General features: G+C 75.1%; 11 protein-coding genes and 1 pseudogene. 9 read left to right on the forward strand and 3 right to left on the reverse strand.

The window, feature by feature from the left end:
• Window positions 1-123 precede the first annotated feature (123 nt).
• From ABZ495_RS06200 to ABZ495_RS06210, 3 genes are all read left to right on the forward strand, one after another.
• The gene (locus tag ABZ495_RS06200; protein ID WP_352294623.1) at window positions 124-1,011 is read left to right on the forward strand and encodes a hypothetical protein; all 888 of its coding nucleotides are present in this window, start codon (window positions 124-126) and stop codon (window positions 1,009-1,011) included.
• 75 nt (window positions 1,012-1,086) lie between these two features.
• A complete protein-coding gene (locus ABZ495_RS06205) occupies window positions 1,087-1,890 on the forward strand; it encodes an SDR family NAD(P)-dependent oxidoreductase (protein WP_329491319.1) in 804 nt (267 codons plus the stop codon).
• Window positions 1,891-1,906: 16 nt separating this feature from the next.
• Window positions 1,907-2,656 (forward strand): polysaccharide deacetylase family protein, encoded by a 750-nt coding sequence (locus tag ABZ495_RS06210; protein WP_359834658.1) that lies wholly within the window; start codon window positions 1,907-1,909, stop codon window positions 2,654-2,656.
• Window positions 2,657-2,705: 49 nt separating this feature from the next.
• On the opposite strand, the gene ABZ495_RS06215 is transcribed toward ABZ495_RS06210, so the two are convergent.
• The 3 genes from ABZ495_RS06215 to ABZ495_RS06225 all read right to left on the reverse strand — a co-directional run bounded on the left by ABZ495_RS06215 (window position 2,706) and on the right by ABZ495_RS06225 (window position 6,066).
• A complete protein-coding gene (locus ABZ495_RS06215; RefSeq protein ID WP_359807121.1) occupies window positions 2,706-3,797 on the reverse strand; it encodes a hypothetical protein in 1,092 nt (363 codons plus the stop codon).
• Between the two features lie 13 nt (window positions 3,798-3,810).
• Entirely contained in the window at window positions 3,811-4,770 is a 960-nt protein-coding gene (locus tag ABZ495_RS06220) for an NAD-dependent epimerase/dehydratase family protein (RefSeq protein ID WP_359807124.1), read from the reverse strand.
• A 171-nt stretch (window positions 4,771-4,941) separates the two neighbouring features.
• Window positions 4,942-6,066 (reverse strand): DegT/DnrJ/EryC1/StrS family aminotransferase, encoded by a 1,125-nt coding sequence (locus tag ABZ495_RS06225; RefSeq protein WP_359834660.1) that lies wholly within the window; start codon window positions 6,064-6,066, stop codon window positions 4,942-4,944.
• A gap of 449 nt (window positions 6,067-6,515) precedes the next feature.
• On the opposite strand from ABZ495_RS06225, the pseudogene ABZ495_RS06230 reads away from it, so the two are divergent.
• The 6 genes and pseudogenes from ABZ495_RS06230 to ABZ495_RS06255 form a co-directional block, all read left to right on the forward strand.
• Window positions 6,516-7,777: pseudogene (locus ABZ495_RS06230) on the forward strand (MMPL family transporter); the annotation flags it as partial.
• Between the two features lie 29 nt (window positions 7,778-7,806).
• Entirely contained in the window at window positions 7,807-7,950 is a 144-nt protein-coding gene (locus ABZ495_RS06235) for a LuxR C-terminal-related transcriptional regulator (protein ID WP_359834663.1), read from the forward strand.
• A gap of 260 nt (window positions 7,951-8,210) precedes the next feature.
• The gene (locus ABZ495_RS06240; protein ID WP_359807182.1) at window positions 8,211-9,038 is read left to right on the forward strand and encodes an SAM-dependent methyltransferase; all 828 of its coding nucleotides are present in this window, start codon (window positions 8,211-8,213) and stop codon (window positions 9,036-9,038) included.
• A gap of 950 nt (window positions 9,039-9,988) precedes the next feature.
• On the forward strand, window positions 9,989-11,344 hold the full coding sequence (locus tag ABZ495_RS06245; protein ID WP_359834665.1) for a DUF6271 family protein: 1,356 nt from the start codon (window positions 9,989-9,991) through the stop codon (window positions 11,342-11,344).
• The gene (locus ABZ495_RS06250; RefSeq protein ID WP_329491326.1) at window positions 11,345-11,839 is read left to right on the forward strand and encodes a GNAT family N-acetyltransferase; all 495 of its coding nucleotides are present in this window, start codon (window positions 11,345-11,347) and stop codon (window positions 11,837-11,839) included. It abuts the gene before it with no gap.
• Between the two features lie 251 nt (window positions 11,840-12,090).
• On the forward strand, window positions 12,091-12,387 hold the full coding sequence (locus tag ABZ495_RS06255) for a hypothetical protein (protein ID WP_359834667.1): 297 nt from the start codon (window positions 12,091-12,093) through the stop codon (window positions 12,385-12,387).
• Window positions 12,388-12,430 lie beyond the last annotated feature (43 nt).

A 12,430-nucleotide genomic window follows, 5' to 3' on the forward strand; every position in this document is an offset into this window, starting at 1 on the left:
CGCGCCGGCTCGCGCCGGTGCGGCGCCCGCCGGTGCGGCGCCCGCCGTGCCCGCACCCCGTGCGGGTGCGCCCGCACGGGACCAGACTGGTCGTGGAGCCCGCCCCGAGGAGCGAGGAGAGTCATGCTGCTCGGACTCACCACCGCCCTGGTCGCGACCGTCTGCTTCGGCTTCGGCTCGGTCTTCCAGGCGCGCGGCGCGCGGTCGGCGCCGCGGTCGGACCGGGTGCGGGTCGGGCTGCTCGCCGCCCTGGCGCGCTCCTGGCAGTTCCTGCTCGGGACGGCGCTGGACATCGGCGGCTTCGTGCTGAGCGTCGTCGCGCTGCGCAGTCTGCCGCTCTTCCTGGTCCAGGCGGTCACCAACGCGGGTCTGGCGGTGACGGCGCTCGCCGCGGTCTGGCTGCTCGGCGCCCGGCTGCGGCGCGGCGACGTGGCCGCGATCGTGGCCGTGGTCGCCGGGCTCACCCTGCTGGCCCTCGGCTCCGGGCGGGAGGGCCGTGAGTACGCCGCGCCGGCCTTCCACTGGGCGCTGCTCGGGACCACCGTCCTGATGCTGCTGCTCACCCTGGTGCTGGCCCGCCGGGGCGGCGGCGCCGCGGCGGCCGGTCTGGGCCTGCTCGCCGGGGTCGGCTTCGGCGTGACCAGCCTGGCCGTCCGGGTGCTGGACGTCGGCGGGGTGGCCGACGTGCTGACCGACCCGGCGGCGTACGGGCTCGCCCTGGGCGGCCTCGGCGGCTACCTCGCGTACGCGCTCGCGCTGCAGCGGGGCACCGTGACGGCGGCGACGGCGGCCGGGACGGTGACCGAGACCTTCGGTCCGGCCCTGGTCGGCGTGGTCGCGCTGGGCGACGCCGCGCGGCCGGGCTACGCCTGGTGCGCGCTGGTCGGCTTCGCGGTGGCGGTCGGCGGCACCTTCGTGCTCTCCCGCTTCGGCGAGGTGGAGGCCGAGGTGCGGCCGGTCGCGGCGGCGGCGGACGGCCGGAGCGAGGCGGCGGCGATCCCACCCCGGTAGCCCGGACGGCGCCCCCGTGCGAAGGTGACTTGCCGGACAAAACGGACGGCCAGGCGTGGGAAGGGCGGAGCAGCCATGGTGGACGAAGGCCGTCACCGGCCCCGGCGGCCGGACCGGCCCGGGGCCCCTGCCGCCGGGCCGCCGGTGGCGCTGGTCACCGGAGCCTCCTCCGGCATCGGCGCTGCGACCGCCGCCCGACTCGCGCCGTCCGGCTGGCAGCTGCTGCTCTCCGGCACCGACCGCACCCGGCTGGACGCGGTCGCCGCCCGCACCGGCGGCCGGGCCCTGCCCGAGGACCTCTCCAAGCCGGACGGCCCGCAGCGCCTCGCCGAGGCGGCCCTGGCCGCCGCCGGGCAGGTCGACGTCCTGATCGCCAGTGCCGGCCTCGGCTGGCGCGGCCCCTTCGCGCAGACCCCCACCGACACCCTGGACCGGATGATCGAGGTCAATCTGGCCGCCCCGCTACGGCTGGTCCGCCTGCTGCTCCCCGGCATGCTGGAGCGCCGGCGCGGCCGGATCGTGCTCCTCGGCTCGATGGCCGGGCAGGTCGGCGTCCGCGACGAGGCCGCCTACTCGGCGACCAAGGCCGGGCTGGCGATGTTCGCCGAGAGCCTCTGGTACGAGCTGCGCGGTACCGGCGTCGGCGTCCGGATCGTCCTGCCGGGCGCGGTGGACACCCCCTTCTTCGCCCAGCGCGGCACCCCCTACCAGCGTGAAAGACCTCGGCCGGTGACCGCCGAGCGGGTCGCCGAAGCCGTCGTCGGGGCGATCAGCACGTCCTGCGACCGGCCCTTCGTCCCGCGCTGGCTCGGCCTCGCCGCACGCGTCCACGGCGTCGCACCGGGGGTGTTCCGGCGCATGGCGTCCCGGTTCGGCTGACCCGGGACGGGCACCGATGGACCGGACGCGCACCGCCCGCCGGGCGGCCCTCACCGTGGCGGGCGCCGAGCTGCTCCACCTCGCCCCGGCCGCCGTCCGCCTGCCGCCCGTGCGCCGCACCCTCGCCCGGCGCACGGCCGGGTACGGCGACGCGGACCGGCACGTCGCGCTGACCTTCGACGACGGCCCGGACCGGCGCAGCACCCCGTACGTCCTGGACGCGCTGGACGGCCTCGGTGTCCGGGCCACCTTCTTCCTGCTCGGCACGATGCTGGAGCGGGCCCCGGAGCTCGGTCGCGAGCTGGTGGCCCGGGGTCACGAGGTGGCCGTGCACGGCTGGTACCACCGCCCGCAGTGGTACCCGGCCCCCGCCCGCGACCTGCGCGAACTGCGCCGCGCCACGGCGGCGGTCACCGAACTCTGCGCGGTCCCTCCGTCCTGGTACCGCCCGCCGTACGGCGTCCTGGCGGCCGGCCCGGCGCTGGCCGCCCGCCGCCTCGGCCTGCGCACCGTGCTCTGGACGGCCTGGGGCCGGGACTGGACCGACGACGCCACCGGCGCCTCCGTGTACGCCACCGCCCGCCCCGGCCTGTCCGGCGGCGCCACCCTCCTGCTGCACGACTCGGACTGCACCTCCGCCCCCGACTCCTGGCGCGCCACCCTCGCCGCCCTCCCCCTGATCGCCGCCCACTGCCGCACCCACGGCCTCACCCTCGGCCCACTCCGCGACCACGCCGTCCCGCCCCGCACGGGCCGGCCCGGCTAGGGAGTGCGGGCAGCGTCCCGCCGGATCAGGAGGGACGCTGCCAACACCCCTAGACCAGCCCGACCTGGGCCAGGGCGGCCGCGAAGCCGGTCCGCCAGCCCTCCGGGGAGGCGCCGGCCGAGGGGGGCGGGGCCGGGCGGTCCAGGGCGGCGAGGGCGGTGCGGACCACGTCGGCCGGTCGGGCGGAGGTGACGTCGGCGTGGCCCAGCTCCAGCTCGTGCTGGAGGTTGTCCCGGCCGTGGCCCTGGACGACGTCCAGCAGGAGCAGGCGGCGGCCGAGTGCCCGGGCCTCGCTGCAGGTGTCCCCGGAGCTGGTCACCACCAGGTCGGCGGCGGTCATCAGGGCGGGGATCCGCTCGGTGTAGCCGAACGGGTGCAGGCGCGGACGGTGGCCGGCGGCGTGGCGCAGCCGGCGCTCCAGCTCGCGGTTGCGCCCGGCCACGGCGAGCACGTGCGGCCCGGCGTCCGCCAGGTCGGTGGCGGCGCGGGCGAGCGGACCGAGCCCCCAGGAGCCGGACATCAGCAGCACGCACCTGGCGTCGGGCGGCACCCCGAACTCGGCCCTGGCCGCCGCGCGGGTGGGCGGGTGGTAGAACGGCGCCCGCAGCGGCGCCGGCAGCACGGCGATCGCGGCCTCCGGCCGGTAGCGCCGCACCGCGCAGGCCGCGACCTCGGAGGTGACCAGGAAGAGGTCGGTGCCCTCCTGCACCCAGAGCCGGTGGGGTGTCACGTCGGTGCAGAGCACCAGGTGCCGGAAGGCCGGCCCGCCGGCCCGCCGGGGCAGCCGGTTCACCGCCGCGGTGGCGGTGGCGAACACCGACACCACCAGCTCCGGCCGCTGCCGCGCGACCAGCTCCCGCAGGGCCGGGACGAGCCTGGTCCGCGCAGCGGCGTCGGCGAGCAGGGCCGGCCGGGCGCCGGGGCGCAGCGCGGCGAAGTGGAAGGCGTCGTAGACGCCGGGCAGGTCGAGCAGCCGGCGGAAGACCGCCTCGCCGACCGCGCCCGCGCGCTGTCCGAGCAGCGCCATGGCGTCCACCGTGGCGGTGGTCCAGCCGCGCGCCCGCAGCGAGTCGGCGCAGGCCTGGGCCATCACGTCGTGGCCCTGCCCGAGCGAGCCGGAGACCAGCAGGGCGTGCGGCACCGGGGGCGCCGCCTCAGGAGCCGCCGGCCGCGCGGCCGGCGCCCGGGCCGCCCTCGTCGCGGTACCAGTCCGCGTAGCGCCGCACGCCGTCCGTGAAGGTGGTCTTCGGCGACCAGCCGAGCAGCCGCTTCGCCTGGGCGGCCGAGATGCGGCGGCCGTCGTAGTCGGCGGCCCGGGCCTCGATGTGCGAGATGGAGACCGGGCCGAGCAGCCGGTCGACGGTGTCGGCGATGTCCCGGACGGAGACGGCGGTGGAGCCCTCCAGGGCGAAGGTCTGGTCCTCGGCGGCGGGGGACAGGGCGCGCACGTGGGCGTCCGCGAGGTCCTCGACGTAGACGAAGTTGCGGCTCTGCCGGCCGTCGCCCGCGATGGTGATCGGCCGGCCGGCCAGCGCGGCCTGCACGAACCGGGCGACCACCAGCTCGTCCCGCATCCGCGGTCCGTACGGGATGCCGTAGCGCAGGATGGTGAAGTGCTGCCCGTACAGCTCCCGGTGGCTGTGCACCAGCATCTCGGCGGCCAGCTTGGTGGCGACGTACAGGTGCCCGCTGCGCTCCAGCTCGATGGGCACGTGCTCGTCCAGCTCCTGCGCACCGCCGTCCAGCTGGTCGTCGGTGAGGGCGGCGCCGTAGACCCAGACGGTGCTCGCCAGCACGGTGCGGCTGAGGCCGCTGCGGCGGGACGCCTCCAGGACGGCCTCGGTGCCGTCGATGTTCATCCGCACGGCCCGGACGGGGTCGGCGGCGACCTGCTCGACGTCGGCCATGGCTGCGAGGTGGAAGACCACCTCGCAGCCGTCCAGGGCGCTGGTGAGGGCGGTCAGGTCGAGGATGTCGATGCGGGCGTGCTCCGCGTCGGCATTGAGGTACTTGTCGGTGGTGTCCACCGCGAGCACCTCGTGGCCGGCTGTGATCAGCCGGTCCACGACGTGTGAGCCGATGAATCCGCATCCCCCGGTGACGGCTACGCGCACGGTCTCTCTCCTTGTCCGGCCTTCGCCCGGACCGTCCGGTCCGGGGGCGTCCCGGTGGTTCCGGTGGTTCCGGGCTTCCTGGTGGTTCCGGTCATCGGGACCGGCCGACCCGTCCGGCGGCCCCGGCGGTCGCTGTGGGTCCGGCGGCCCCGGTGCTCTCGGCCGTCCCGGTCATCCGGCGAGCCGGCGGTGGACGGCGGTGACCGCCTCGATCACCTGGTCCGTCTCGTCCTCGGTCATGTCGGAGTGCACCGGCAGGCAGATCTGCCGGGCGCAGAGGTCCTCGGCGACCGGCAGCGGCCCGCGCCGGTAGGGGGCCAGCACCGGCTGGAGGTGCAGCGGCAGGTCGTACACCTCGCCGGAGAGCCGCACCCCGTGCTCCTCGGCCACCGCCCGCTTGAACGCGGCGCGGTCGACGCCGGCCGGCAGCAGGGCGACGTATTTGTAGTAGTTGCTGCGGCAGCCGACCGGCTCGACCGTCGGCCGCAGCCCGTCGAGCCCGGCGAGCGCCGCGTCGTACCGCTGGGCCACCCGGCGCCGGGTCTCCACGAACTCCTTGAGCCGGCGCAGGTGCACCGCGCCGACGACGGCGTTGAGCTCGCTCAGCCGCCAGGAGGCGCCGAACCGGACGTGGTGGTTGGTGGTGAACGAGCCCTTGCCCTGGTCCCGGTGGATCCGTGCCTCGTCGCGCAGGTCGGACGACTCGGTGAGGATCATGCCGCCCTCGCCGCTGGTGGTGACCTTGGTCGGGTAGAACGAGAAGGCGCCGGCCAGGCCGAACGACCCGGCCGCGCGCCCGGCGTAGCTGCTGCCGTGCGCGTGGGCGGCGTCCTCGACCAGCGGGATGCCCCGGCGGTCGCAGATCGCGCGCAGCTCGTCGACCTCGGGGGTGATCAGGCCGCCGATGTGCACCAGCACCACGGCGGCGGTGTCCGGGGTGAGGGCCGCCTCCAGCGTCTCGGGGGAGAGCGCGAAGGTCGCCGGGTCGACGTCGGCGAGGACGGGGCGTCCGCCGGCGTGGACGACGGCGGCGGCGGTCGCGTAGAAGGTGACCGCCGGGACGACCACGTCGCGGTCACGGACGTCGACGGTGCGCAGGACGATCTCCAGCGCGGCCGTCCCGCTGGCGACGGCCACGGCGTGCGAGGCGCCGTGCTCGGCCGCGAAGGCCTGCTCGAAGCGCTCGGTCCAGGGGCCGAGGGTCAGCGCACCGGTGGCGAGGATCTCCGCCACCGCGTCCGCGACGGCCGCGCGGTCGCTCTCGTCGAACACGATGCGAGCGGCTGGAACGCCCATGAGGCCACCTCCGGCGGCAGGATGATCAGATCATCGAGCGGGTTCGTTTCCGGCCGGACCGGACAAATCGGTCGGGCCAGGCACATCACGCTACTTCGCCTGCCCGTTCCCGGCCCGTCGTCACCGACCGCCCGGGTGACTGCCCCGGTGACCGGGCGGTCACCGGACCGCCGGGGCCCGCCGGACGTCGCCGTCCGCCCCGGACCACCCCGGTGGAGGCCGGGCCGGGGAGCCGGAAGGCCCGGCGGCTGCTCCCCGCGGTGCAGCTGACGTACTCCGTCCGGGTGCCGCGCTACTGCGCACGGACTACGTGAACGGCCTGCGCAGCGAGGACGACGCGGCGGCCCCCCGCGATCGAGGATGGCCATGCTCCGGGCGCCCCAGGCCGTGCCGCGGCCCCGGGCCCGCCGCCGCACCCGTGAACGTCATCCGAAGGAGTCTGCTCTCCCGTGGCCACATTCCTGTACCGCCTGGGCCGCTGGGCCTTCCTCAGGCGCCGCCTGACGACCCGGCTCTGGGTCGCCCTGCTGGCGACCGCCGGAGTCCTGGCCGCCAAGGCACCCGCGGCACCCGACGACGGCTTCGCGATGCCGGGCACGGAAGCACAGCAGGCCTTCGACCTGATGGACGCGCGCTTCCCCGGCAGCACCGCCGAGGGCGGCGTCGGCCCGCCTGGTCTTCGTCGCCGCGTCCGGGCAGAAGATCACCGCGGCCACCCACCAGCAGGCCGTGGAGCGGACGGTCGCCGAGCTCGCCCACGGCGAGCAGGTCACCGGCGCGGTCAGCCCGTTCCAGGCGGGCACCGTCTCCGAGGACGGCTCGACCGCCTACGCGACGATCGGCTACGACGCCAAGCCGGCCGCCACGGACGCCCTCCAACAGGCGGCGCGGCACGGGCGGGACGCCGGCCTCACGGTCGAGATCGGCGGCTCCGCGCTCATGGGCGGCGGGGAGGCGGGCGGCACGTCGGAGGCCATCGGCATGGCGATCTCCGCCGTCGTGCTGGTGATCACCTTCGGATCGCTGGCCGCCGCCGGGCTGCCGCTGCTGACCGCCCTGGTCGGCGTCGGCCTCGGCATCGCGGCGATCACCGCCCTCGGCAATACCCTCGGCCTCTCCACCACGACCAGCATGCTCGCGATGATGCTCGGCCTCGCCGTCGGGATCGACTACGCCGTCTTCCTCGTCTCCCGCTACCGCGCCGAACTCCTGGAGGGGTACGAGCCGAAGGAGGCCGCCAGCCGGGCGGTCGGCACGGCCGGCTCCGCCGTGGTCTTCACCGGGCTGACGGTCGTCATCGCGCTGGCCGGGCTCTCCGTGGTGGGCATCCCCATCCTCGCCAAGATGGGCATGGCGGCCGCCGGTACGGTCGTGATCGCGGTCGTGATCGCCCTGACACTGGTCCCGGCCCTGCTCGGCTTCCTCGGCGACCGGGTGCTGCCGCGCAGGGCCCGGCGCGCCGCCCGCCGGGGCGGTGTCGGCCGGCTGCGTGCCGTCGCCGACGGCACGCAGCCGGGAGCCGGTGGCCCCGGCCGCCGCCGAAGCGGAGCGGCAGCCGGCCAACGGCGGCACCCCCTGGGCCCGCCTGGTGCTGCGCCGCCCGGTGGCGGTGCTGCTGACCGGTGTCGTGGGCCTCGGCGTCCTCGCCCTGCCCGCCCTCGATCTGCGGCTCGGGCTGCCGGGCGCGGAGTCCCGGCCGACCTCCACCACGGTCTGACCAACGAGGAGATCGCCGAGCGGATGTACGTCAGCCCGTTCACCGTCCGGACGCATGTGCACCGCGCGATGTCCAAGCTCGACGCCTGCGACCGGGCCCAACTGGTCGCCATCGCCTACCAGTCCGGCCTGGTCCCGGCCGCCCGCGCGGCACGCCCGCCGCGCTGAGCCCGGTCGCCCCGCTGTACCGGGCTCCGTGGAGCCCGTCGCGCCCGCCAGCTCGGGCGCGCCGGGTTGACGGGGCACCACGGCTGCTGCGGCCGCCGGGCGTTGGTCCGCGACCGGCCCCGCGCTGTCCGGCCCCCGGCAGCCGCGCTGTTCGGGCGGCACCGTTACCATGCGCACGATGGCCCGCCAGCGGGGCGGCCGGAGCTGCTTCCCCGGGTGAGCGGGGAGCGGGAGGGGCGAGGATGTCAGGCATGGGGTGGATGTCAGGGAACCGGCAGGAGCGGCGCTGGCCGGGGGTGGACCTGCGGATGGACGTCCCGCACTCGGCCCGGGTGTACGACTACCTCATCGGCGGCAAGACCAACTTCGAGGCGGACCGGACCGCCGCCCACGCCTCGGTCAAGGCCTGGCCGGCCCTGCCGACCTCGATGCGCACCACCCGCACCTTCATGCAGCGGGTGGTCCGCCACCTCGCCGAGGAGCACAAGGTCCGCCAGTTCCTGGACATCGGCACCGGGATCCCGACCTCGCCCAACGTGCACGAGATCGCCCAGGGCATCGCCCCCGAAGCCCGCGTCGCCTACGTCGACAACGACCCGATCGTGCTGACCCACGCCCGCGCGCTGATGTCGAGCACCGAGGAGGGCCGGACCTCCTACATCGACGCCGACTTCCGCGACGTCGACTCGATCATCGGTGCCCCGCAACTGCGCGAGGTCCTGGACCTGACGCAGCCGGTGGCGCTCTCGCTGATCGCGATCGTGCACTTCGTCCTCGACCAGGACGACCCGCAGGGCATCGTGCGGCGGTTCATGGACGAGCTGGCCCCGGGGAGCTTCCTGGCGCTGACCGTCTTCACCGGGGACACCGACCCGGTGGGTGTGGGCGGTGTCGGCCGCGAGTACAACGCGCGTGGGATTCCCCTGCAGATCCGCGACAAGGACGAGACGCTCGCCTTCTTCGACGGCTACGACCTGCTCGACCCGGGCGTGACCCTGGTCCACCAGTGGCGGCCGGACGCGGAGGCGGCGCCGGTGCGCGACCAGGACATCGCGATGTACGGCGGCGTGGCCGTCAAGCGCGGCTGAACCGCCCGCCGCCACCGGGGCGGCCCCGCCGGTGCCCGCCGCACCCGTGCCCGCCGTTCCCGTGCCCGCCGTTCCCGTGCCCGCGGCGAGGGCGGGCACGGGAACCGTCAGCCGCCCCCTGCGGTCCGGTGCCGGGAGGTGCCGAACCGGGCGGCCGGGCCCGGGGGAGCCCGGACGCCGACATCTGCTTCTCCTCGTAGGAGAGGCACCGCGCTGCCCTGGCCGGTCGATCCACCGCTGTTCGACGTCCGCACCCTGACGGACGGCCGGGGAGGACTCTGAGGCCCGGACCGGTCGGACCGGTCGGACGGACGGCGCCAACCGAACGCCCGGGCCCGGCAACCCGATGGTCGAGGGTGTACGGCCCACCTCCCGAGGGCCGTCGCACGGCTCCGTGCCGCGGGCAGCGGCGGCTGCCCGATCGGGCAGCGTGCCCCCGTGGCCCGGAGCCGATCCAAGGAGGCGGTTGACACCGGAAGTTGGTCTAGTCCACCGTAGGGGAATGCCAGTCGGCGGCGCGGGGGCGCCTTGGCGGGAGTCCCCATCGTGGGCATCAACTACCGAGCTAAACCGGTGAGTTGTGGCGGTCTCGGTGTGTGGTCCATTCGGTGGCCGGTCACGCCTTCGCCGTGCCCCGGCCCGTTCGGTCCTACGGGCCCGTTCAGCCTGTCCGGCCGGTTCGGGTGGTGCCGGCGCCGGTGGTGGTGCCGGAGTCGCGCCCGCTGCCGACACCGGTGGGCGCCGGTCCGGTGCCGCAAGGAGTACCTGATCGGCGTGGTGGTAAACGGACTCGACCTCTGGAGTGGCCGGAACGGATGCCGGACGGCGCTGCGCCGGTCCACGGCGCCCCCAGCGCTTCGCCACCGCACGCACCGGGTCTGTGGTAAATGCTCGACCTCGCCCAACTCGCGGTAACAGCACGACACCTGATGACCGAACGGAGAACTGGCATGCGCAGAATCTGTCTGGCCCTGCCCACCAACCGGGCCTGTGCCGAGACGATTTCGGCGATCGGCAAGGAGGCCGCGTACGCCGCCGAGCACTTCGAGGTCGAGGTGCACCTGGTCGTCCTGGACTCCTCGGACGCGTCGACCTTCGCGGCGCACGCGCGCGCCGTGGCCGAACTGCGCGGGGCGGCGGGCGTGGTCGTGCACCACCTCGACGAGGCCCGCCAGCGGGAGTTCCTGGAGCGGGTGGTCGACGCCGCCGGCGTCGCCGAACCGGCCCGGCTGCTCGATCTGATGCTGCCCGACGCCGTCTCCTACGGTGCCTGCACCAACCGGGCGTTCCTGATCGCCGCCGCCCTCGGCTGCGACTCCGTCCACCGCCGGGACTCGGACAGCGACTACCAGGTCCTGGACGGGAAGCCGGTCTTCCCGATCCACCAGGAGCTGCTGTCGCTCGGGAAGCGGGCGGCCGACGCGGAGGCGGCCGTCACCAAGAGCGAGCTGGAGCCGGCGGACGCCGAGAAGCCGGTGTCACTGGTCGGCAGCTCCTTCATCGGTGAACTCTCCGTCGACGTCAGCGAGATCCGCGAGCTGGACCCGGCCCTCTACTACGACGTGGTCAGCCTCTGGGCGCCGCCCGTCTGGTCCGAGGAGGAGAAGCGGCAGCTGGTCGAGGCGTCGTTCACCGGGGGCGGGACGGACCCGTTCACCGCCGACGAGTCGGTGCTCGGGGCTCCCGACATCTGGCAGGTGGACATGTGCAACATCGGCTTCGATCACGAGGTCTACGAGCGCGTCCCGCTGCCGCCCGCGACCGAGACCATCGGCAGTGACTACTTCCTGCTGCACGTGGTCCTGGACGCCACCCTGCCCGGCGTGGTGCACAACCGGCACATCGTGAACTACTACACCCCGGGCCGCCGGAGCGGCGCCGGATTCACCGCCTACCAGCTGCGGTTCACCAAGTTCCTGCTGTCGATGCTCTACCTCTACCCCGTCTACGGCCGGATGATGGCGGCCGGCGGCGAGCTGCTCGACGAGCAGCACCACGTACGGGTCGACACGATCCTGGAGCTGGTCAGGGACAGCGCCGGGACGGACCGGGCGGAGAACGTCCACCGGCTGGACGTCCTCGACCGCTCGTACCGGCAACTGGGCGGGAAGTACGCGGAGTTCGCCGAGCACCTGGCCCCGCTGCGGGAGCGCCTGCTCGACGAGGCCAAGGCGGACGTCGAGGACTTCGCGCGACTGATCGCCGCCTGGGGCCCGATGGTGGCGGCCGCCCGCACCGACGGCCTGACCGGCCCGGGCGGCAGCCCCGCCGGCGGAGCCGGTGCCACCGTCGGAGGGGCCGAGTAGATGACGGACGACATCAGCTTCCGCCTGCTGGCCGACGAGGACTGGGACGCCGTCGTGGCGCTGGAGTCCGACGCCTACGCGGCGGACGACCTCTCCGAGGGCCGGGAGGCGCTGCAGTCCAGGGCGCGTTCCTCACCCGACACCTGCTTCGTGCTGGAGCACGGGGGCAAGGTCGGCGGCTACCTGCTGAGCCTGCCCTACCCGCTCTACCAGTGCCCGGACCTGGGGCAGGTGGAGGAGGCCGACTTCCAGTCGCGCAACCTGCACGTGCACGACTTCGTCATCGCGGAGCCGCTGCGCGGCAAGGACGTGGCGCTCCGGTTCATCCGCCACATCCGCGAGGAGGCGCAGGAGCAGGGCTTCGAGCGGATCTCCATGGTGGCGGTCCGGCGCAGTGACATCCTGCTCGCCCTGCTGGGCTACCGCACCCACCGCGAGGTCGCCGTTCCGGCCTGCTACGGCAAGCGCGCGGTGTACATGTCCATGGAGATCTAGCCGCACCCGCCGACCGGCGGTACGGCACGGGAGCCGGGAGGCAGGGCGAAGGGCACAGGAGGCCACGGGCACCGGGCTGGCCGCCGGCCGATGTTCTCCCCATGAGCACATGTCAGCCGCCCGTCGAGCGGCATGCCTCCTGGACCGAGCTCTTCCTCGACCTGGTCGTCGTCACCCCCGGCAGCCGGGTGCTGCGACTGGCGTAGGAGCGGCTGGACCGCCTGATCAGGAAGCGGGGGACCGCGGAGCGCGTGCCGGTGGTCGAGGCGGCCTACGCCGACGCCCCGCACCTGGTGGAGCGGCTGGGCCTGTTCGTCATCATCGTGCCGGGCGAGGGGGTCATCCAGATCACGTCGGTGGCCGGGGCGTCCTGGCGGCGGACCCTGCGCTGGGCGCTGCCCTGCCTCGGGCTGACGCTGCTGCCGGCCGGGTGGTCCGGCCACTTCGGCGTGGGGTGGCTGAGCTGGGGGCTGACCGCGGCGGTGGCCTGGCAACTCCTGTGCGCGTCGGGCGTACCGGCCCCCCCGGCCCGGCGCCGTGGCGTGTGAAGGACGCCCGGGCCGTACTCGCCGTCCCCCGGACCCCGTTCGC

Source organism: Kitasatospora sp. NPDC005748, assembly GCF_040630735.1.
Lineage (GTDB): Bacteria > Actinomycetota > Actinomycetes > Streptomycetales > Streptomycetaceae > Kitasatospora.